At 35.1% G+C, this 20,838-nt stretch carries 22 protein-coding genes; 2 read left to right on the top strand and 20 right to left on the bottom strand.

Features of this window, described 5'->3' with window-relative positions; all coding sequences use genetic code 11:
* The 11 genes from HCX49_RS18020 to HCX49_RS18070 all read right to left on the bottom strand — a co-directional run bounded on the left by HCX49_RS18020 (position 1) and on the right by HCX49_RS18070 (position 9,411).
* Positions 1-504: an NADH-quinone oxidoreductase subunit C gene (locus tag HCX49_RS18020; RefSeq protein WP_132769972.1), complete on the bottom strand. Its 504-nt coding sequence runs from the start codon at positions 502-504 to the stop codon at positions 1-3.
* On the bottom strand, positions 497-1,048 hold the full coding sequence (locus HCX49_RS18025; protein WP_132769974.1) for an NADH-quinone oxidoreductase subunit B: 552 nt from the start codon (positions 1,046-1,048) through the stop codon (positions 497-499). Before HCX49_RS18025 ends, HCX49_RS18020 begins: the two co-directional genes overlap by 8 nt.
* Positions 1,049-1,150: 102 nt before the next feature.
* A complete protein-coding gene (locus HCX49_RS18030; protein WP_132769976.1) occupies positions 1,151-1,528 on the bottom strand; it encodes an NADH-quinone oxidoreductase subunit A in 378 nt (125 codons plus the stop codon).
* Positions 1,529-1,633: 105 nt separating this feature from the next.
* Positions 1,634-3,352: a tetratricopeptide repeat protein gene (locus HCX49_RS18035; RefSeq protein ID WP_132769978.1), complete on the bottom strand. Its 1,719-nt coding sequence runs from the start codon at positions 3,350-3,352 to the stop codon at positions 1,634-1,636.
* A 26-nt stretch (positions 3,353-3,378) separates the two neighbouring features.
* Positions 3,379-4,314, bottom strand: coding sequence for a PstS family phosphate ABC transporter substrate-binding protein (locus tag HCX49_RS18040; RefSeq protein WP_132769980.1), 936 nt, complete (start codon positions 4,312-4,314; stop codon positions 3,379-3,381).
* A 300-nt stretch (positions 4,315-4,614) separates the two neighbouring features.
* Positions 4,615-5,502 (bottom strand): energy transducer TonB, encoded by an 888-nt coding sequence (locus HCX49_RS18045; protein WP_132769982.1) that lies wholly within the window; start codon positions 5,500-5,502, stop codon positions 4,615-4,617.
* Positions 5,503-5,538: 36 nt separating this feature from the next.
* Positions 5,539-6,093, bottom strand: a complete 555-nt coding sequence (locus HCX49_RS18050; protein ID WP_021190708.1) for an ExbD/TolR family protein — start codon at positions 6,091-6,093, stop codon at positions 5,539-5,541.
* 24 nt (positions 6,094-6,117) lie between these two features.
* Entirely contained in the window at positions 6,118-6,777 is a 660-nt protein-coding gene (locus HCX49_RS18055; protein ID WP_021190709.1) for an ExbD/TolR family protein, read from the bottom strand.
* Positions 6,778-6,875: 98 nt separating this feature from the next.
* Positions 6,876-7,706, bottom strand: coding sequence for a MotA/TolQ/ExbB proton channel family protein (locus HCX49_RS18060; RefSeq protein WP_132769984.1), 831 nt, complete (start codon positions 7,704-7,706; stop codon positions 6,876-6,878).
* 467 nt (positions 7,707-8,173) lie between these two features.
* Positions 8,174-8,524: a translation initiation factor gene (locus HCX49_RS18065; protein ID WP_132769986.1), complete on the bottom strand. Its 351-nt coding sequence runs from the start codon at positions 8,522-8,524 to the stop codon at positions 8,174-8,176.
* Between the two features lie 8 nt (positions 8,525-8,532).
* A complete protein-coding gene (locus HCX49_RS18070; protein ID WP_132769988.1) occupies positions 8,533-9,411 on the bottom strand; it encodes a diacylglycerol/lipid kinase family protein in 879 nt (292 codons plus the stop codon).
* Between the two features lie 311 nt (positions 9,412-9,722).
* On the opposite strand from HCX49_RS18070, the gene metK reads away from it, so the two are divergent.
* Entirely contained in the window at positions 9,723-10,976 is a 1,254-nt protein-coding gene (gene metK / locus HCX49_RS18075; protein ID WP_021190713.1) for a methionine adenosyltransferase, read from the top strand.
* A gap of 101 nt (positions 10,977-11,077) precedes the next feature.
* Here the strand turns inward: metK and HCX49_RS18080 are convergent, their stop codons facing one another.
* Genes HCX49_RS18080 through HCX49_RS18105 form a run of 6 tightly spaced genes read right to left on the bottom strand, consistent with a single transcriptional unit; the run spans position 11,078 to position 17,242 of the window.
* Positions 11,078-12,406, bottom strand: coding sequence for a DUF58 domain-containing protein (locus HCX49_RS18080; RefSeq protein ID WP_168127814.1), 1,329 nt, complete (start codon positions 12,404-12,406; stop codon positions 11,078-11,080).
* On the bottom strand, positions 12,406-13,395 hold the full coding sequence (locus HCX49_RS18085; RefSeq protein ID WP_021190716.1) for an AAA family ATPase: 990 nt from the start codon (positions 13,393-13,395) through the stop codon (positions 12,406-12,408). Before HCX49_RS18085 ends, HCX49_RS18080 begins: the two co-directional genes overlap by 1 nt.
* A complete protein-coding gene (locus HCX49_RS18090; protein WP_168127815.1) occupies positions 13,395-14,594 on the bottom strand; it encodes a DUF4350 domain-containing protein in 1,200 nt (399 codons plus the stop codon). The genes HCX49_RS18085 and HCX49_RS18090 overlap by 1 nt, the downstream gene beginning before the upstream one ends.
* Complete coding sequence (locus HCX49_RS18095) at positions 14,591-15,385, bottom strand: DUF4129 domain-containing protein (protein WP_132769994.1); 795 nt, start codon at positions 15,383-15,385, stop codon at positions 14,591-14,593. Before HCX49_RS18095 ends, HCX49_RS18090 begins: the two co-directional genes overlap by 4 nt.
* Positions 15,375-16,289, bottom strand: coding sequence for an ABC transporter permease (locus tag HCX49_RS18100; protein WP_132769996.1), 915 nt, complete (start codon positions 16,287-16,289; stop codon positions 15,375-15,377). The genes HCX49_RS18095 and HCX49_RS18100 overlap by 11 nt, the downstream gene beginning before the upstream one ends.
* The gene (locus HCX49_RS18105; RefSeq protein ID WP_132769998.1) at positions 16,280-17,242 is read right to left on the bottom strand and encodes a stage II sporulation protein M; all 963 of its coding nucleotides are present in this window, start codon (positions 17,240-17,242) and stop codon (positions 16,280-16,282) included. The genes HCX49_RS18100 and HCX49_RS18105 overlap by 10 nt, the downstream gene beginning before the upstream one ends.
* Before the next feature lie 33 nt (positions 17,243-17,275).
* Here HCX49_RS18105 and HCX49_RS18110 point away from each other — a divergent pair, with 33 nt between their 5' ends.
* Positions 17,276-18,001 (top strand): RDD family protein, encoded by a 726-nt coding sequence (locus HCX49_RS18110; protein ID WP_168127816.1) that lies wholly within the window; start codon positions 17,276-17,278, stop codon positions 17,999-18,001.
* A 45-nt stretch (positions 18,002-18,046) separates the two neighbouring features.
* Here the strand turns inward: HCX49_RS18110 and fabD are convergent, their stop codons facing one another.
* The 3 genes from fabD to HCX49_RS18125 form a co-directional block, all read right to left on the bottom strand.
* On the bottom strand, positions 18,047-18,937 hold the full coding sequence (gene fabD, locus HCX49_RS18115) for an ACP S-malonyltransferase (RefSeq protein ID WP_132770002.1): 891 nt from the start codon (positions 18,935-18,937) through the stop codon (positions 18,047-18,049).
* Between the two features lie 184 nt (positions 18,938-19,121).
* Entirely contained in the window at positions 19,122-20,351 is a 1,230-nt protein-coding gene (locus tag HCX49_RS18120) for a M16 family metallopeptidase (protein ID WP_132844380.1), read from the bottom strand.
* Between the two features lie 21 nt (positions 20,352-20,372).
* Complete coding sequence (locus tag HCX49_RS18125; RefSeq protein WP_021190724.1) at positions 20,373-20,825, bottom strand: GNAT family N-acetyltransferase; 453 nt, start codon at positions 20,823-20,825, stop codon at positions 20,373-20,375.
* Between the last annotated feature and the right edge of the window lie 13 nt (positions 20,826-20,838).

Here is a 20,838-nt window from a genome sequence, read left to right on the forward strand (position 1 = left end):
TTAACGTCCAAAATAGAGATCTTTCTTGTCTACACGGTTGGGGTCTTCTAAAGGGTATTCCTTCCGCATAGGATAAACCTCCATCTCATCTACATTTAATATCCTCCTTAAATCTGGATGCCCTAAAAACTGTATACCATAAAAATCATACGTTTCTCGCTCCATCCAATTTGCACCTTTCCAAATGGTAGTAGCCGTAGGAATTTCCGGATTTTGTCCGTCTATCGTCACTTTAATCCGAATCCGAATATTATGCACGAGGCTATTCAGATGATATACCACTTCAAATGACTGTTTCTGCTGCGGATAGTGAACTGCCGTAATATCTGTCAAGTGAATAAACTGCAATTCCGCATCATGTTTCAAAAAAGTCAACACAGCATGAATAGCATCAATATGTACATTCACTGTTAATAGATCATAGTCATCAGCCAATTGTGACACATCAGCACCGAATTTAGACCCTAACTTCTCCCACAAATAGGTATTATCTATCTTATTCATAAGTTTCAATTCCGTATTTTTCTAATAAAGCGCGGTATTCAGGTGTATTTCTCCTATTCAATGATTCATTTTTAACAATATCCTGCAAGCGTAAGACGCCGTCTAATATTGCTTCTGGCCTCGGCGGACATCCAGGCACATATACATCAACAGGAATAATTTCATCGATTCCCTGTAAGACAGAATACGTATCAAAAATCCCTCCGCTTGAGGCGCATGCACCAACCGCAATCACCCAACGAGGTTCAGCCATTTGCATATACACCTGCTTTAAAACAGGAGCCATCTTTTTAGCAATGGTTCCCATTACCAATAACATATCGGCTTGGCGAGGAGAAAAACTTGGTCTTTCTGCGCCAAAACGAGCAAGATCATATGTTGAACCCATTGTAGCCATAAATTCGATCCCACAACAAGAAGTAGCAAAAGGCAAAGGCCATAAAGAATTTGAACGCGCCAAACCAATCGCTTTATCCAAACTCGTGGCAAAAAAACCAGCGCCCTCAACTCCCGGAGGTGCTTTGGCCAACTTAATATCGCTCATGGAAATATAATTTAAAGTGGTTTACAGTTGTGTGCTATCGCACATATCAAAACTAACATTTTCTAGATAAAAATCAAGCTGTTAGCGCAATTTAGAACTATTCTAATCCCAGCTCAAAGCTTTCTTTTTAATGACATAAATGAAGCCTAAAAGCAACATGGCCATAAAAATAAACATCTGGATCAAACCTTCAAATCCAAATTCTCGAAAATTAACTGCCCACGGATACATAAAGATAACTTCGACATCAAAAATGACAAACAGAATAGCAACAAGAAAATACTTAATCGAGAAGGGCTGTCTTGCATTTCCAACAACTTCAATACCCGACTCAAATGAACTAAGCTTATTTGCAGTTCTTACTTTTGGGCCAATGAGATGTGTGATGATGATCGTTCCAATACCAAATCCAGCAGCAACAATAAGCTGAAATAAAATTGGCAGATAGTCAATAGGTGCATTCGCACTAAATTGCTCCATATCAAAAATGTTTATATTGGTAAAACCTAAATTTAAGAAAAAATAGCCTAAAATCAAAAAAGGGGAGAACATTTGTTCTCCCCTTTTTATTTTAAAATACTAAGTCTATTTAATACCTTCTAAATAAGATTTAGCATTCTCATTTTCAGGATCTAATTTCAATACTTCTTGGAAACTAGCTTTTGCTTTAGCCATTTCATTTTTACTGTATTGGAAGAAACCAATATAAGTGTAAGCATCGATTAAATATGCTTTATTTTTCTCTTGTGTGCCTCTTTCGTTGATAACTTTAATTAATTTTTCGAAAGGAGCCACAAAATCACCTTTTGGAGTTTCCAAATTATCCGTACCTAAAGCAGAGAAAGCTTTGTAGTATAGCGCTGGAACCAAGTATTTTTCTAATACCTCAGGTTTATTCGCATTTTCGATAACGGTTAACTGTGCTTGCGATTTTACAAAAGCGGCAACAGCTTGATCTTTTAAAGCTTGATCGGTTACATTACCTTCCTCATCCTTACTTTCCTGATCTTTTTTAAAGCCAATTTGGTAATTACCTTCTCCAGCATAATAATTAGAATCGAAGTAATAATCAGTATCAGGATATTTAGCAATAATCTCAAATAATGCTACTGCAGTTGCAGTCTCTTGATCTTGATATTTTGCAAATGCTGTTTCAGCAACTTCTGCTAACAATTCTTTATCTTGATCAATTGCTTTTTGAATAAATACAATACCCGATTCAACTTTATTATTAGCGACATCAGATAAACCTGCATACATATTATCCAAAGGAATTACACGTAGAGGATCCATTTTTGCAAACATCTTTTGTATATTCTCAGATGCTTTAGCGTAGTCTTTATTTCTAAATGCATTGTATGCTAAATAACGATAAATCTTAGGATCTACATCTGGATTTTTCGCTAATTCTTCAGAAACTGCTCCTAACTCATCGTATTGTCTAGCATAAACCAAGAAATCGGCATAACGGATCTTTGCTTCCAAAGAGTTATCACCATTAACTTCTAAATACTTTTTATATTGCTCAACACCTTTTTTATTTAATTCCACATACTTCTCGTCAGATGTACCAGGTGCTTTTGACCACATATTGTAAGTCTCCGCCAGTTCACGGTAAGTCGGAGCATAAGTAGGTGACGCTGTAGTAATCTCTGTCAATTGAGCAACTGCCTCATCAAAAGCTTGTGCACCACGAACAATTACTGCAAGTCCAATTTTAGCGCGAGTTGAATTCGGATCCAAATCAGTTGCTTCACTATAACTTGAGTAAGCGCTACTTGCTTCCTTCAATCCTCTGTAAGCATCTCCCAATGCTAAAGGAATAGCAGCATCTTTAGCATTCTTTGCTTTAGCTTGTGTTAAATAATCCAAGGCTTTTGCATAGTCTGGCTCTGGCGCCTTAATATAAGCACGACCAATTTCCAACAATTCTTCGTAATCTTTTTTCTTTAAGTTTGCACTAGCTGCAGAAAATTTAGCTTCAGCCGAAGCCTTATCTTTTTTCAACAAATCAATGTAGCCTAAACCAACGTTATTAATCTGTGATTTTGGATCAGCAGTCAAACCTTGATTGAAGAAAATTGCCGCAGAATCAGGCTTATCATTGACTAAATAAATCTGACCTAAATAGAAGTAATTATCACCAACCTTAGCTTGTTTACTTACTAATTGTTGCAAAATTGTTTTTGCTTTACCGTAGTTTTCTGTTTCAATAGCCGCTCTAGCATCCTTTAAACTTTGTGCACTTGCTGTGCCAACAGAACCTGCTAATAACAGACTAAATAATAATTTACTGTTTGTCATAATCTATTGTTGTACTATTTTATACTCTAATTTAAACTGTTTTCTTCTCTAATAATAATATCACGTCCTGGCATTGTTGCAGGTAAAAGTCCAGCTTTTAAAAAAATACGCTGACCTCTATCTCCTGTCAAAAAGGCACTAAAGCCCAGGCCTAAGCCCATGTTCGGCTGATAATTCAATACATATATAGGTCTTGTAAAAGGATATACACCTAAAGATATATTGGATTGCGAAGGTTTGTAGAACAAACCGTCTTTCTTAGCTCCTAAAGCATTTTCTACGCTCAATGTACGAATTTTATTCAATAATTCAGATTTTTTTTGAGTCATATCCAATATCCAGTTGAAACCTACAATTCCGATACTTCCTTTATTCTCACTCACATATTTGATGACATCAGTATTATTCTCTAAGGCAGAAATCGCTGTTGGATCAATTTTATCAATAGATAGATATTCCTTTAAAAATCGTAAAGTACTTGAGTTTGCATTATCAAAAACTACTTTGTACTTACCTTTAAGTGTGCCGTTTAACAATGATTTAACGTCAGAAAGTGTGATGATAGTATCTGCATCACTAACATTATTTATCAAAGCGATTGCATCACTCCCTATTTGATATTCCTTTGGAACAATTTTTCGGTCCTTAAAATTTTTCCCCTCAGCAGCTGTCAACTTACGTGTTAAAATAATCACATTTGAAGTATCCGCCAATAACGCATTTATGGCTTTAATTTCAGGTTTGGCCAACAATTGTATGGTAGCATCTGAGTATGAACTTTGAAATACATCAACCTGTTCTTTAATGATTGGATACAAGGTCTCATCAACAAGTACATTTACTTTACCTCGTAGAATATCCTCACTGGGAGCTGTTGGAGCTTGCTTGCCATTACGATTACAACTCATCAACATAAAAACTCCAGAAATTGAAAATAAAATTATTTTTAAGCTGTTTTTCATAGGGCAATCATTTAATAAATAGGTTGCAAAAATTAAGGCAAATCTAATTTCGTAACGAGGCTAATTAAAATTACTTTGCCACAATCTGACGAAACGAAGGAAAGAATAAACAATCAGAACAACTCCAAACAATGTTCTATACGTTGGGTTGATGTCCAAGGGTAAATCTTTCCAAAAAATAACCAGTAAGCCCAGCCCAAAATACAAGCCAAACATAAATAGTCCTAAAATAGACAGAAATCGCTTTATAGGCGATTTCTGTCTGTAATTTGTATTATTCGAATTAAAGTTCGCCACTAATTACTGATTTTGTGTGTTTAAGCGAATAGGTAATGTATAAGCTACACGAACAGGACGACCATTTTGAATACCTGGTTTCCATTTCTTAGCTTTTTTCAACATTCTAACTGCAGCATCACCAGTTCCGTATTTAAGATCGCGTTTTACAGAAATATCTGTTAAACTACCATCTTTTTCAACAACGAAAGATACCTCAACTACACCCATGATACCATTTTCTAAAGCGCCAGAAGGATATTCATAAGTTTCTCCTACCCACTTCATAAAAGCAGCCATACCTCCAGGAGGCAATGGTTGAACCTCTACAGCATTGAAGGAAATTAATCCATCTGGATCACCATTTGGATCACCTTTCTTAACACCTGTAATAGCACCATCTTGTTTTTTAGTACCGAACTCACCACGAGCTACTGAAGAACCTGTTGCGCTACCTTTTAAAGTTAAACGAGCAGGAGTTTTTTTATCATCCTTAAACTCTTCTTGAGCAGCGACTTCTTCTTTCACTTGTGCAGCCGGAGCTACTTTTGGTTCTGGAAAACGTACCAAATCTTCTTTTGGTATGTCCATCGCCACTTGCTGAGGCTTCTCCTCCTCAATCGGAAGTGGCTCTTCTTCTTCTGGTTCAGGTGGTTTAATTTCCTCCAAATCCTCTAAAGTCACTTCAGTAACAACTGGAGGGGCTTCAACAGGTTTATCAGGAAATAAGCTACCTCCAAATAATTTCAGAAGACTCAATAGTACCACGGCAACAACTACAGCCAACAAACCTACGTTGGTAGCTTTAGGAGCAAGCTTACGAAGCTCGTAAGCACCATACTCCTTGTTTCTGCCTTGAAATACTACATCAAGCCATTCCTTTTTAAAAATATCTAATTTTGACCCAATCATATTTCTATAGTTTTCGTGATTTCTATAATAACTAACTTAGTCATTATAAATATTATCACGTTTTAAAACATCTATTTCTTCAGGACTAATCTTCGCAATCATATAACGCTTAATATCTACAATCTTCATCTCATCAAGAATATCAACAAGATCTTTTTGTGTAGACATATCGCTAGGTCTGATAATCACGATTACATCTTTTCCGCCAGAAACACGAGGAACGTAAGCTTTTTTCTCAATTAAAACCTTGCGTATTCCATCTGCTCCGAACCCTGTAACCGTTGGACCTTCAATAGGTGCTTTTACCTGTCCATAATACCAAGAAACTTTGTTGTCAGATCCTAATAAAATCGTTACGGAACGGTTATCTGCTGTTAGTACTTCAGATTGTTCATCCTTAATTTTATTTTTATCAGGCATCGCAACGTCCATTGCTTGTGGTTTATTTAAAGACGTAGTTAACATGAAGAAGGTAATTAATAAGAATGCTAAATCTACCATGGCTGTCAAATCGACTTTACCACCGTTTTTCTTAGATCTTACTTTTCCGCCTTTGCCACCCTTACCACTGTCTTGATTTAATTCTGCCATTTATGTCTTTTTATTAAATCAACATTATTTATCTTCAGCACGTAAACCAGTAATGAAACTGAATTTATTTTGCTTTTGATTACGTAATGTTTCGATTACCGCATTAATTGAAGGATACTTTTCCGTTGCGTCAGCTCTGATAGCAATTTTCAATGGTCCTGGATAAACAAAATCCTTTTCCCCTTCTTTTGCCTTATTTACCTCTTCTGCAGCTAAACGTGCTGTTTGTATCCATTGGTATAATTCATTAGATAATGTTTCTGTACTATCGACAGGAATACCATTCTGAACACCAGGCTCAAGACGTTTGCTTGGCTCCATTGCCAACACTTGCTTGATCGCTTTCATAGGAGTACCGACATTTTCCATCAACGCAAACTGGTCGTAATCTTGTTGAGAAAAGTTAACGCCATATCTTGATGACATTTTCTCTAAAGTTTTAACCCTAACATCGCGGTCTGTCGCACCAAAAAATATTTTACCTTTATCCCCAACCGTAATAATACCTACGTTTGAATCTGGTAATTTATCTTTCGTGGTAGACGCCGGCGTATCAACCTCGAATGCTTCCGGTTGTTTCGCTGTAGATGTCATTACGAAGAATGAAAGAAGCAAGAATGATACGTCACACATCGCGGTCATATCAATGGATGTACTGGCTCTTTTTATTTTTGCTTTACCCATTTTAAACTTCTTTATAAATTAATTATTCAATCTCTTTCTATATGATGCTAATGAAACAATTATTCCATAAAATAATTTTCAAAAACATCATATAATTACTATTTGTGGTTCGCAGCGTATGTTTGTACGATTGAGAATCCAGCTTCGTCGATTGAATAAGTTAATTTATCAATTTTAGCTGTTAAGATATTGTACATTACAATCGCAATTGTTGAAGTACCGATACCTGTCGCTGTATTGATTAGGGCCTCAGAAATACCGTTTGCTAATTTAGCTGAATCAGGAGTACCACCTGTTGCTAACGCACTGAAGGCCTTGATCATACCTGTTACTGTACCTAATAAACCTGTTAATGTACCGATAGAAACTAATGTAGCGATTACGTTTAAGTTTTTCTCTAACATCGGCATTTCTAATGCTGTTGTTTCTTCGATCTCTTTTTGAATTGCAATTGTTGCTTTCTCAGTATCTACAGCAGTATCAGCAGAAACTGATTTGTATTTTACTAAACCAGCTTTGATTACGTTTGCAACAGAACCTTTTTGTTTGTCACACTCAGCAATAGCTGAATCTAAATTACCGCCATTAATTAATACTTGTACTTTTCTTACGAAATTACCAACATTTCCTGTTCCAGAAGCTTTTCCAATTACAATGAAACGCTCAATAGAGAATACCCATACCATGAAGAATAAACCTAATAAAACCGGTACTACAGCACCTGCGTGATAAACCATTCCTAAATAGTTACCTGGTAAAGGTTGGTTCTCTGGATTATTATCAAGAAAGTTTGAAGGACTACCCATCACAAATTTCCATAAAAGGTAACCGAGAATGAAACAAATGATAATTGCAGCTTGTGCAAAGAAAGAACCTGAATTATTGCTCTCTTGTTTTGCAGCAGGACTTGTTTTAGGTGCGTTTGCCATTTTTCTAATTTTTTAGTTTTTTACTGTTGTTAAATATAATATGTTTTTTTTAATTATATGCTTGTTATATGTATTCGTTTTAAAATTTGTCAAGCAAATATAGTCTTTTATGCCATATTTAAAATCTTAAAGCGAAATATATTAGAAATATAAAAGAGACTTTAAATTCCCTTTACAATTCCTTAATATTAAGTTATCACCTCAGCGGTTCCGACTTTGAATCTATACGACTAATCCCTTTTATCAGGAGAAAGCAATAAATTTTTTACAATGAAAACCATTTTTTTTTTGATATGCAAGAAAACAAACGATTTAATTGCAAATTCAAGTAACCGCTCACTCACCTATCTACGTCTATCAAAAAACTTTCCATCTATGTTTAAACGAATATTACTTATTAATTTTCAGTCATTTACAAAGATTACCCCTGATCAATATGACCTTTTTAAGGCTAAAATAATGGAATACTAACCTCCCACCAATTTTACTTTGTATCCCTCAGAAAGTAACAGATCAGCAACTTTCTGTTTAAAATCTCCCTGTACAACTATTTCAGCATCTTTAGCACTTCCTCCAACACCGCATTTCTGTTTTAAAAACTTACATAACGCTTCAAGGTCTTCTTGTTTACCTTTAAATCCGGTAACGAGTGTGACAACTTTCCCTTTTCGCATCTTACGATCCAATTGAACTTTGAGCTGTTGCTTTTGATTAGGAAGTGTTTCTAGGTCCTCTAATAACTCTGAAAATTGATATTCAAAACTGTTATCTGTTGAATATACAACGCCCTCATACTGCTGTTTCTTATTTTTACTCATAACTTTTTTTAACAAATAACTTTCAATGCCTTAGGAATAATACCAATATCAAGACTCGACCCCAAGTCAACTGGCTCACCATCAATGTGAACAACCGATTTTACAATCGCTTCAATCTTAATATTTCTTCCCGGAATTATTTCGACGTAGTCGGACTGATCCGCTGACTTATTAAACAAATGAAACAACATTTTTGGTAAGATGTACATTGGAAATTGATGAACAATACACACATCTAATATCCCGTCGTTGACTGATGCCTGTGGTGCGATGTAAGCGTTATTACCATATTGTGGTGAATTGGCGACAGAAATCATAAAAGCTTTACGCTCGTACTCTTTACCATCAATCCATAGTTTATAATCGCACGGTTTATATTTACTAAGTACGTTTATTGCCGATTTCAAATATCCCAAAGGCCCACGTATATTCTCATTAGCGAAATTCTCGCTAACAGATGCATCAAAACCTAATCCAGCAATATTAAAAAACTTTCTATTATTTATCGTGCCACAATCCACCTCTACAAATTCAAATCGATTTATTCGACGAATTGCAGCAGTCTCATTTAAGGGAATACCAAGATACAAGGCAAGCCCATTACCTGAACCTTCAGGAACAATACCTAAGGGTATACCGCTCTCTGCTAATGCCGATCCTAACTCATTTATTGTTCCATCGCCTCCTACTGCTATCACTGCATCGTACTTTTCTTCAACAGCTCGCAAACCAATTTCGTACGCATGATTTGCATAGGATGTTTCCTGAAAAGTAGGATCAAACTTTTGTAAATCAAGCACATCCAACACCTGCTTCTTAAAAGATGTTTTGCGCTTCCCTCCCGAAATCGGATTGATAACAAACAGTATTTGTTTACGTTCTCCCATAAATCAAATATACGCTTATTCACTAATTTCTTGAAACAATGTCAAAATTCTTAAATACCATTGAAATTGATCCAGCTATTTTAAACTATTCTACAAGAAATCTTTAAACTTAACAGAAAGTATTGTAGTTTTGTGTCGACAATAAAAATGTGGACTGATTTGCGTAGTATATTCTTAATGAGAATATAACAGGAGATTGCAACCACAGTAAAAAAGTGCTAAAACCATCATATAGCAAGGCTATTTAGTACTTTTCTATTGAAATAACCTCTCCTCGCAAATCCTTATAATATAATATTAAAAAAGGTAATATGGCTTACTTATTTACGTCCGAATCTGTTTCAGAAGGACATCCAGACAAAATTGCTGATCAAATCTCAGATGCACTGATTGACAATTTTTTAGCTTGGGACGAAGATGCACGCGTTGCAATCGAAACTTTGGTTACAACGGGACAGGTTGTGCTTGCAGGTGAAGTGAAATCAAAAATATATTTAGATGTTCAAAAAATAACACGTGCAGTAATAGAGCGCATTGGTTATACCAAGTCTGAATATATGTTTGAAGCAAATTCATGTGGTGTATTATCAGCTATCCATGAACAGTCGGCAGATATTAATCAGGGTGTAGACCGTAAGGCAAAGCAAGATCAAGGTGCCGGCGATCAAGGAATCATGTTTGGATATGCAAGCAATGAAACGGATAACTATATGCCACTGGCCTTAGATTTATCGCATCGCTTACTTTATGAATTAGCGGCATTACGTCGTGAAAATAAGGAAATTACTTATTTACGCCCTGATGCTAAATCACAAGTAACGTTAGAATATACGGAAGATCATAAACCAGCACGTATCGACACCATCGTGATCTCTACACAACACGATGATTTTTCATCAGAAGAAGAGATGCGTGAAAAAATTACAGCTGATATTAAAAATATCTTAATCCCAAGGGTGAAAGCACAATTAAAACCTGAACTGCAAGAATTATTTAATGGTGATATCAAGTTTCATATTAACCCAACAGGAAAATTTGTTATTGGTGGACCACATGGTGATACCGGTCTGACAGGTCGCAAAATTATTGTTGATACATACGGTGGTAAAGGTGCACATGGCGGTGGAGCTTTTTCAGGAAAAGATCCGTCAAAAGTAGACCGTTCTGCTGCTTATGCAACACGTCACATCGCTAAAAACTTAGTTGCCGCAGGTATTGCAGATGAAATTTTAGTTCAGATTTCTTATGCGATTGGTGTAAAAGATCCTATGGGAATTTATGTCAATACCTATGGAACAAGCAAAGTGGAATTAAACGATAGTCAAATTGCCGATAAAATCACTGAAATTTTTGACATGACTCCTTACGGTATTGAAACCAGGCTAGGCCTAAGAAACCCAATTTATTCGGAAACCGCAGCATATGGACATATGGGTAGAACCCCAAAAACTGTAACGAAAGAATTTGAAAATTCTAACGGTGATAAAAAAACAGTTGAAGTTGAGCTATTTACTTGGGAAAAACTGGACTTTATTGATAAGGTAAAGACAGCTTTTGGTTTATAGTCATTTAAATTTGGCTACACTCATAAAAACACAGCAGGCTCATCATATGATGAGCCTGCTGTGTTTTTATGATATGGTAGTTTAATCTCTCTACAGACTGATTAGATAAGACCTCGTGCTTTAATCTCTAAGTATTTGTTAATCGAATTGATGGTTAGATTTTCTGGTGCTGTATAAATTGTTTGAATTCCGTTTCTATGCAATTCTTGAATAATGAGATTTTTCTCATAAATGAATTTTTCAGCAATAATTTGGTTATATATTTCAATCGTCCTGTAAGGCGAACTTTTCGCGAGTTCATCCAATTCTGTATTTTGAAATACAATAACCACTAAGATATGGGAACGATTGAGCATTTTTAAATAAGCCAACTGCCTATTAAGAGCGTCCAAAGTTTCGAAATTTGTGTAAATAAAGATAAGAGAACGTTTATTAATATGTTTATTCGCGTAAGTATATAAATTGCCAAATTCAGACTCTTGAAATTCGGTTTGAATGTGATAGAGTGCCTCTGAAATCCGCATCATTTGATTATTACGTTTCTCTGCAACAACCTGATTACCGATCTCTTTTGAAAAAGTAAGCATACCTGCACGATCATGTTTCAAAATAGCCGCATTTGATAAAACTAAAGTAGCATTAATGGCATAATCCAATAATGTCATCTCTTCAAACGGCATACGCATCGCTCGTCCAGTATCAATGAAACTATAAATGGGTTGTGATTTTTCTTCTTCAAATTGATTTATCATCAATTTCTTAACTTTGGCTGAAGCCTTCCAATTCATCCTTCTGTAATCATCTCCTTGCACATAATCACGCACATGATCAAACTCCATGGCTGCACCAATTCTTCGAATACGCTTAACACCCATTTCATTCAACCTGTTGGTCGTGGCTAAAAGCTGATATTTACGTAATTGAATAAAAGAAGGATAACATGGAATGCTTAAGGTATCATTTGTTGCAAACCTTCTTTCAAAAAAACCCAAAAAACGAGCCATAGCACAACATTTTCCAAAAGAATAAATACCCCGACGTGTCAATTTCAGACTATAATGAATTTCCTTTTCTAAGAAAGGGGATAATGTAATTTCAAAATCTTTATCTCGAACCTGTAATTCCACTGGAAATTCTTCTAATATACGAACGAATATCCGACGGGGATACCGACTTTCGGCTCTGATAATAAGTGGGTTTTCGTCACCATTAGAAAATTTTTCTGGATAATTCCGTATCACAGAAACATTCCCTTTACCAGAAAATAAGAATATCAAATCCCAGATCATCACGGCAGTTAAGATCCAAAAAAGAATAGCTACAGGAATAAACAACACTTTCACAAAAAATGAAATAACAAAAAATGTTGCAATGGTCAGCAGACCATAAAAAAATCGATTTGTGAAATACAGTTGTTTGAGCTTCTTCATTATCTCGGAATTTCTATACTAGCAATGATTTGATCAATAATGTAATCTGTTGTGAAACCTTCCATTTCCTTCTCAGGAGTCAGCATAACACGGTGTCCTAAAACCGCAAAAGCAACTTTTTTAATATCTTCAGGTGTGACAAAATCACGACCATTTAGTGCTGCTGAAGCTTTAGCAGATTCCAAAATAGCAATTGAAGCTCGAGGTGATGCACCTAATGTCAAATTAGGATTGTTTCTGGTCTTAGAAATTAAATGAGCGATATAAACCAAAATTTCATCATGTACATATATGGATTTGATCAAACGCTGAAAATCAGCAATTTCTTGCGAAGACACAACCTGTTGAACCAACGCTTCTTTATCTTGCGCCTTTTGTAAGTGATGCTCCTTTAAAATCAACAACTCCTGTTCTTGATCAGGGTAATGAACATCTATTTTAAAAAGAAAACGATCTAATTGTGCCTCTGGAAGTCGATAAGTTCCTTCGTGCTCAATTGGATTTTGTGTTGCAAATACAATAAACGGGGTCGGTAAAAAATAAGTTTCCCCATCAACTGTCACCTGGCGTTCGGCCATAGATTCAAATAAAGATGCCTGAGTTTTGGCAGGAGCACGATTTATTTCATCAATTAAGATGATATTCGCAAAAATAGGTCCTCTCTTAAAAATAAATTCATTCGTCTTTAAATCCAAAATAGAAGAACCTGTGACATCTGAAGGCATTAAATCCGGTGTAAACTGAATTCGTTTGAAATCACTAGCAATTGTTTTTGAAACCAATTTCGCAGATAATGTCTTCGCCACTCCAGGCAAACCTTCAATCAAAGAGTGACCTGATGCTAGGATCGAAATCAATAGCATATCCAAGAGTTGATCCTGACCAACTATCACTTTCTTTACTTCAGCTTTTACAGCTGCCATTTTATCATATAGAACCGTCAAATCTAAACGATTCTCAAAAGGCATATATTTTTCAAATTCACTCATTACATTTCTGCTTTAACTTTAAATTCTTCTATTTTAGTATTGACATTTCTTAAATCCTGTTCTGTAAAATGACTTCCTTTTTGGCATTGTGTTATCAATTGAATCATTTCTGCTGTTATTTCTTTTGATACACCAGAGCGTTCAGACAAGTTCTCTAAAAATTCTTCTTCATGAATAAGTAATGTATCAACATGAAATTTTTTGCGAATATCATGTAAAAAATAATCAATCTTTTTGTGAACCATATTTTCCGGAGAACCATTTTCATAATATAATGTTGCAATGGTTTCACAGAACTGCTTAGACAAATTAGGTTCTGGAAGAACTGTTTTAACAGCGCGCTGCTCTCTTCTGCTCTTAAAAATTAAAAACAATAATAAGCTGACTAGCAATAAATACCATGCTTGTCTCAATCCCATATGATTTAACAGAACACGAAGCGGTGTTTTCGATTCATTATATTTACTCTTAAAATCATACCACCCAATAGTCTGTCCATCCAAATAGCTAAAAGCTCTGGCGACATATTGATATTGCTTTTGATTGTTCAACAAATAATAATTACCAAATAACTCGGGTGTAATATGTAGCATGATGCTCCCTTTACCTATTTTTAAAGAAATAAAGTTCGGCAACAAATGTTCCTTATAGCGCAAACCACCTAAGATCGTTGCAGACTTTGGTAGTTTGGTGAACGAATAATCCAAAGTACTCTTATTAAAAGAAATAGGTATCCCATCTTGGGTAAGCTCAACTTTTATTTCTTCCTCAATATCATCTTGATTATCATAGAAGTATTCATAATCAACCTGTAACGTATCTAATAATTTTTGATTGATCTGCTCGGCAGCAATAAAAACTTTGCCGCCATTTGTCGCGAATTTTAATATGCGATTATTAACAGCATCACCAAGGTCAAACGCTTCTGAAATAAACAACAGCTGTTCTTTTGGAGCATTAAGTCTATTGTCTGATTCAAAGTAGGTAAATAGATCTTCTTTAATATCGATAACCTTCGCCTGTTTGTCAAACATATGTGGAAGCTCTTCATGGGTCACATAAAGTCCGAAGGGATTTTTATCTTTTTGATCAAATGTTCTGTCCCAAATAATAGGTTTCTTACTCGTTAGATCAATGATACCGATTGCAACGAATACAATTATAAAAATAAATATGCTAAATTTTAACGAGCCTTTCATGAGATTTTAGATTGAAAATTTTTAAAATCTTGTTGATAACGCTCAAAATCGGCAGCAGTTAAATTAAAATCACCAAACCAAACATATTCAAACACCCGAGTGCATTTAATAAACTCATTTTTTAAAACTGAGTCTGAAATTTCATTTGCAAAATCATTATTTGTTTTACTATACTTCCACTTGATCACATGAGCATGTGCTAGTTTTTGAATATTTAACAATTGCATATAACGAATAGCGAGTGTATAATTTCTATCCTTAATCGAATCAACGAGATAGGGCTTTAAATCAGTATTCATCAAATTCTTCTCTACATACCCCAAATTTTGAACACCCTCTGTTTCAGGCTCTTTATTGTCTTTTCTAAAGAAGCTATCCCTTGAATAAATTAATTTATAAAAGATATAAATCAATACCGCTAAACCTAATATTCCTAAGAAATAGAAAAACTCTTCATTATAATTAAAAGAAGAATTGGGCATCAAACTGCTTAGCCAACGATTGAAACGGGTCATTAAACGATCAAAAAAACCAATTTTATCTTTAATATTCTCAGAATAGATAAACTCTTCGGATTGATAGCGATCCAAGACACTTTTATAATCTGTAATCGTTACTGTAGCAGCACGATTATCTTTCGGAATTTCCTGAAACAAATTCTTGTTCCAAATATCGACGCGACTTTGCTTTAATGTATCTATACTCGGCATAGCCATACGCATAGAGTCTTTATTTGCATAGCTAGCTGTCGTGAAAAATAAAAGAATAACAAAAAAATATCTATTCATCATTTTTCCCTCCCAAATTTGCAATCATCGCATAGATACGATCGCCATATTTAAAATCTTTCGCCGTTTCGTAGATGATCCCATTTGCCAGAACACCTCCCATATATAAAAAAATTGTCAGAAGAGTTACAAGGAGCGCTCCTATGGTCATTAACATTTTCCCAAAAGATCCATCGAAAAAAGAGCTATCAAATTCCAAGAAATTATAGGAAATTAGCCCGATGATTAATCCTGGAATGAAAGTCAACATCATCATGACTACTTGAAAAATGAAACTAACAATATAAGTGGCAATACCATATTGAACAATATTCTTTCGAATGACATTAAATGTCTCTAAAAAAGTCGTCGTCAAAGAAAAATATCCTTCCCGATAAAACAAGAACGAGCAGAAAAACCACAATCCAATTATTGAAAATAAGATTCCAATCGCAAAGCTGCCAAACAAAGGAATAAACATGAGAATAATCATAGCTATTCCCGCGGGAATACCAATTATTAAGACGACCAACATAGACGCGAAGAAAAACTTCACGTACATACCGATGTGGTTTCGAAATGCGTTCAATAAATCTCTACCTGTAAAGTCCGTATTTTTTTGATTCTTCAATAAAATAAAATATTCGATGCAGATACCGTAAATGTATAATCCTAATAATAGGATAGTAACACACAGAAGACTTACCCATAAGTACACGTTAAGATCTTCAAAGGAATCACTTTCGGATGAAAATGTAATTTTTGTAGATAAATAGTAATAGAGGATTGTCGTGATACTCAAGGGTATAATTGAAACACTAAAAACTGTTCCGACAAAATGACCCAAAACAATTTTTAACAAATCGATAAAACTCTGTAAAAAATCGCCAATTTTACGTTCCTTCTGAAATTCGAAATTTATTTCCATTGATTAATTTTAGCTAATTGAAAAGGACGTAGAATATAATAATATAAAATCATCACCAATGTAATTATTATGATCAGCAAGCACATGGTCATAGAAATATGATAGTAACGGGTAACAAACCCCTCTAATGTACCAGCAAGTATAAAAAATGGAATTGTACTCGCTAAAACCTTCATTGATAATTTTGCCGCTCGAATAAAGGCTTCCATTCTACTATATGATTTTGGGAACAAGAAACTATTACCTAACATTAAACCACAACCTCCTGCTATGATAATAACAGAAATTTCTATAGTTCCGTGTATCCAAATGGCAGACATCGCCTTTTGTAAAACCCCGTATTCATAAAACATATAATGAAATGCACCTAACATGATACCGTTAGAGAAAAGAATATAACCCGTTCCCACACTAAAAAAAACACCAAACGTAAAAGCTAAAAAAGCTACCCTTACATTATTAATGGTGATCGCTAGTGCAGATCCAAAATTATTCCCTGATGCATAAATGGCAGCAGGATCCCCTTTTCGGATATTATCAATGGACTGATCGACATAGGCATCTCCTAAAATTAACCGCACAAAATTTTCATCATAGTGAGCAGATAAAAACCCAATAATGCTCGCCAAAAGAAAAATCAAAAAAGAAAACAACAACGGCCGCCGCATTTCCCAAACAGCATAAGGTATTTCATATGAAAAAAAATGCTTAAGTTTATTTTCAGAAGCTTTCTGATCTTTATATATTTTTTGATGTGCTAAAATGGCCAACTCATTTAAATAATCTTTTGTCCTACTTTCTGGATAGAAAGTTTGTGCATAGGCTAAGTCATTGGTGAGTTCAATATAATTTGACGCCAGTTCATCGGGATTAACATCAACATGAATGGATAAATTATTTTCAATTGACAACCATTTTTCCTTATTTCGCTCGATGAATGATGCTTCTCTCATGAATATAAATTTTAAACCGGCTATTTCAAATATATGAATAAACTATTAATAAATACTCCACAGAACGTAAAAATAGAATACAATTTAGCTTCATTAGGTTCTAGAATTATTGCTTTTGCTATTGATTACTTTATTATTCTTGTTTATTATATCTTAATAATTGTCATTCTTGACTCTTTCCATATTAATATGGGAGATTCCTGGTTATTCTTTGGTATTCTATCATTATTGACACTTCCCGCCCTCTTCTATCCTATTGTTATGGAAACCGCAATGTCAGGACAAAGCATAGGAAAGAAAATCATGAAAATTAAAGTGGTTAAGATCGACGGAACCCGCGCCAACTTTTATCAATATTTTGCCCGTTGGACATTTTCTCTGGTTGATATCTGGATGTGTATGGGCGGGATTGCAATTACTTCAATTGCCCTATCCAAATATGGACAACGTATTGGCGATTTATCCGGTGAGACATCTGTCATTAGTTTAAAAGCAAAATTAAACCTACAACAGACCATCTTTGAGGATGTCCCATCAGAAAAAGACATCATCTTTCCGCAAGTAATTAAATTGAGCGATCAAGATGCAAATAAGGTAAAGGAGATTTACGATGGCGCTGTCAGAAGGAAAGACTACAATATTCTTTTAGCCCTTACTCAGAAACTAGAAAACATTATGGATGTTAAATCAACGATGCATCCTAATGATTTTGTCAATCAAGTCATGAAAGATCATTATATCTTATTCCGTAATAAATAGAAAAAGCCGCCTATGGGCGACTTTTTCTATTTATTCTTAAAGTAATTACTCCGCAATACTTGCTGCAGAAGTCTGTACCTGACGGTTCACCTTTTTCACCAAACCTTGTAACACATTGCCCGGGCCTACTTCGACAAAAGCTTCTGCTCCGTCTGCTAACATATTTTGAACTGTTTGAGTCCAACGTACTGCACCAGTTAACTGTGCGATCAAATTCTCTTTTATCGTTGCTGCATCTGTATATGGCTTTGCATCCACATTTTGATAAACAGGACAAATCGGCGTGTTAATTTCAACCGCTTCGATTGCTGCCTGTAGCTCAACTTTAGCCGGCTCCATCAATGGAGAGTGAAAAGCACCGCCAACATTTAATTTCAAAGCACGTTTAGCGCCAGCCTCGGTCAAAAGCGCACAAGCTTTATCTACTCCGGCGATAGAGCCAGAAATTACCAATTGACCTGGACAATTATAATTTGCCGCAACCACTACATCATCCACTTTTGCACAAATATCCTCCACAACAGCATCTTCAAGACCTAAAATCGCAGCCATAGTGGAAGGCTCCAATTCACAAGCTTTTTGCATCGCGTTAGCACGTTGTGACACTAATTTCAATCCATCCTCAAAAGACAAAGCTCCCGCTGATACTAAAGCAGAAAACTCACCTAAAGAATGACCTGCAACCATATCAGGTTGAAATTGATCTCCCAAGGCTTTCGCTAAAATCACTGAATGTAAAAAAATCGCTGGTTGAGTAACGTTGGTCTGTTTCAGCTGCTCATCAGTTCCTGCAAACATAATATCGGTAATACGAAACCCTAATATATCGTTTGCTTTTTCAAATAAAGCTTTTGTTTCTTCATTCAGATTATACAGGTCCTGCCCCATTCCTACGAATTGAGCGCCTTGACCAGGAAATACATATGCTGTTTTCATATTTAAAATTATCTGTTCTAATGCACAAACTTAGATAAATTGTCTTTTATATACAATATCATAAAGTCGAATATCAGAAGCTGTACGCGTTACCTATACTTTAATATTTTAATTCATGAAATCGTATACAGTCAATCCGTTTATGCATCTCTTAAATTCCTTTAAGGAATAAAAAAATTAAACACTAAGATTCAGGAACAAAACTCAGTGATGTCATGCGAGCGGGATCTAAAATCTCCCGTGATGTTTCCAATAATTCTGTCGTTGAAATCGCTTTTATTTTATCAATAATAACATCTAGTTCAATAATCTGGTTGTAGTCCATCACATTCTTTGCCGCAGCAATGATCATGCTCATCCTGTTTTCCTCTGAAAGTGCGATCTGACCGATAAATTTGCGTTTTGCTTTCTGAAGCTGTACAGCACTCATCTCCTTTTCACAAAATTTATTAAGCTCCCTAAAAACAAGTTTTTTTGCTTTCTCTATCTTTTCTTCATCTGTTCCCAAATAAATACTAAATAAGCCCGAATCTGAAAACATGGTATAATTAGATTCGATTGTATAAGCTATTCCATATTTTTCACGAATGGAAAGATTCAATATCGAACTCATCCCCATTCCTCCCAGCATATTATTTAATAACAATAAACCTGTTTTTCGGTCGTCTCTAAAACTATATGCATGTGCACCGACCATATAATGGACCTGATTAATTGGTTTAGGAATCTCGACATGCGATACAGGCACCGCAACAACATCATTCCTCTCCCGCTGAATTTTATTTTCAGCAACGGATGCAAAAATTTTATTGGCAAGCCTTTCGACCTGTTTAACCGTATAATTTCCTGTAATCGAAATCACGATTTCATTTGTATCGTAATTTGACTGAATAAAATCATGAATATCGCTTTTTGTAAGTGCCAACAATTGATCCTCAAGACCGAGTATATTATGCCCCAAACCAGCTCCTTTGAATAATAGATCTTCAAAATCATCTACAATAGATTCTTCAGGACTGTCCAGATAAGAAGCCATTTCATCGACAATAACCGATTTCTCTTTATCTAATTCCTCCTCAGGAAAAGTCGAATGAAAAAAGATATCCTCAAATAGATCTAAAGCTTTATCCAAATACGGGGTCAAAAATGATGCATGTACACATGTATATTCTTTTGTCGTATAGGCATTAAGATCTCCACCAACAGCTTCCAAATGGTTTAAAATCTGATTCGTACTTCTACGTTCAGTTCTTTTAAAAAGTAGGTGCTCAATAAAATGTGCAACGCCAAATTTACCTTCTTTTTCATCTCTTGACCCTGCATTGATTAACATACAAGCATGTGTAATCGGTAGGTTTTGCGGTTGAAAAACCACACGGATACCATTGGATAAGCGTATTATTTCGTATTCCATATATTAATTTGGAGATTCTATTTAATTATTTTTAATGCCATATCGCATTATATTTCTAGGATGAAAACCAAAACCTTGACTTTCATATAATTTTTGTGCCGGTAAGTTATGCGGTTCAACCTCTAGCAGAACCAATTTACAGCCCTTGTCCTGAACATATTCTTTGACAAACTCAACAGCCTTTTTACCTAAACCTTTGCCTCTTGCATCAGCATTTAAATATAATTCGTCCAGCAAAGCTACCGTTCCCTTAAATTCAAAGCTAAAGAAATAAACAACAATAATATACCCCAGGACTAAATCATTTTCTTTAATTAGCCAAGACTGCCCCAGCTTTTCATCGTCAAGAAAAATTCTAAAATTTTCTCGGCTTACAATAGGATCGATATCATATCCATCAATTGCATAAAAATCTTGCATCATAGCAACAATGATATCAATATTTTCAGACGTTAATTTTTCAAATGTGATCATAATGCATTCGTTT

It is taken from the genome of Sphingobacterium sp. B16(2022) (assembly GCF_012030425.1).
In the GTDB taxonomy this organism is placed as follows: Bacteria; Bacteroidota; Bacteroidia; order Sphingobacteriales; family Sphingobacteriaceae; genus Sphingobacterium; species Sphingobacterium anhuiense.

Coding starts and splice junctions, on each gene's coding strand:
- HCX49_RS18080 (WP_168127814.1), bottom strand. CDS start 12,406: ATGAAGAAGCTCAAACAACTGTATTTCACAAATCGATTTTTTTATGGT.
- HCX49_RS18040 (WP_132769980.1), bottom strand. CDS start 4,314: ATGAAAAACAGCTTAAAAATAATTTTATTTTCAATTTCTGGAGTTTTT.
- HCX49_RS18065 (WP_132769986.1), bottom strand. CDS start 8,524: ATGAGTAAAAATAAGAAACAGCAGTATGAGGGCGTTGTATATTCAACA.
- HCX49_RS18055 (WP_021190709.1), bottom strand. CDS start 6,777: ATGGGTAAAGCAAAAATAAAAAGAGCCAGTACATCCATTGATATGACC.
- HCX49_RS18125 (WP_021190724.1), bottom strand. CDS start 20,825: ATGATCACATTTGAAAAATTAACGTCTGAAAATATTGATATCATTGTT.
- HCX49_RS18110 (WP_168127816.1), top strand. CDS start 17,276: ATGAATAAACTATTAATAAATACTCCACAGAACGTAAAAATAGAATAC.
- HCX49_RS18085 (WP_021190716.1), bottom strand. CDS start 13,395: ATGAGTGAATTTGAAAAATATATGCCTTTTGAGAATCGTTTAGATTTG.
- HCX49_RS18030 (WP_132769976.1), bottom strand. CDS start 1,528: ATGGAGCAATTTAGTGCGAATGCACCTATTGACTATCTGCCAATTTTA.
- HCX49_RS18105 (WP_132769998.1), bottom strand. CDS start 17,242: ATGAGAGAAGCATCATTCATCGAGCGAAATAAGGAAAAATGGTTGTCA.
- HCX49_RS18095 (WP_132769994.1), bottom strand. CDS start 15,385: ATGATGAATAGATATTTTTTTGTTATTCTTTTATTTTTCACGACAGCT.
- HCX49_RS18020 (WP_132769972.1), bottom strand. CDS start 504: ATGAATAAGATAGATAATACCTATTTGTGGGAGAAGTTAGGGTCTAAA.
- fabD (WP_132770002.1), bottom strand. CDS start 18,937: ATGAAAACAGCATATGTATTTCCTGGTCAAGGCGCTCAATTCGTAGGA.
- HCX49_RS18120 (WP_132844380.1), bottom strand. CDS start 20,351: ATGGAATACGAAATAATACGCTTATCCAATGGTATCCGTGTGGTTTTT.
- HCX49_RS18025 (WP_132769974.1), bottom strand. CDS start 1,048: ATGAGCGATATTAAGTTGGCCAAAGCACCTCCGGGAGTTGAGGGCGCT.
- HCX49_RS18060 (WP_132769984.1), bottom strand. CDS start 7,706: ATGGCAAACGCACCTAAAACAAGTCCTGCTGCAAAACAAGAGAGCAAT.
- HCX49_RS18100 (WP_132769996.1), bottom strand. CDS start 16,289: ATGGAAATAAATTTCGAATTTCAGAAGGAACGTAAAATTGGCGATTTT.
- HCX49_RS18035 (WP_132769978.1), bottom strand. CDS start 3,352: ATGACAAACAGTAAATTATTATTTAGTCTGTTATTAGCAGGTTCTGTT.
- HCX49_RS18045 (WP_132769982.1), bottom strand. CDS start 5,502: ATGATTGGGTCAAAATTAGATATTTTTAAAAAGGAATGGCTTGATGTA.
- metK (WP_021190713.1), top strand. CDS start 9,723: ATGGCTTACTTATTTACGTCCGAATCTGTTTCAGAAGGACATCCAGAC.
- HCX49_RS18050 (WP_021190708.1), bottom strand. CDS start 6,093: ATGGCAGAATTAAATCAAGACAGTGGTAAGGGTGGCAAAGGCGGAAAA.
- HCX49_RS18070 (WP_132769988.1), bottom strand. CDS start 9,411: ATGGGAGAACGTAAACAAATACTGTTTGTTATCAATCCGATTTCGGGA.
- HCX49_RS18090 (WP_168127815.1), bottom strand. CDS start 14,594: ATGAAAGGCTCGTTAAAATTTAGCATATTTATTTTTATAATTGTATTC.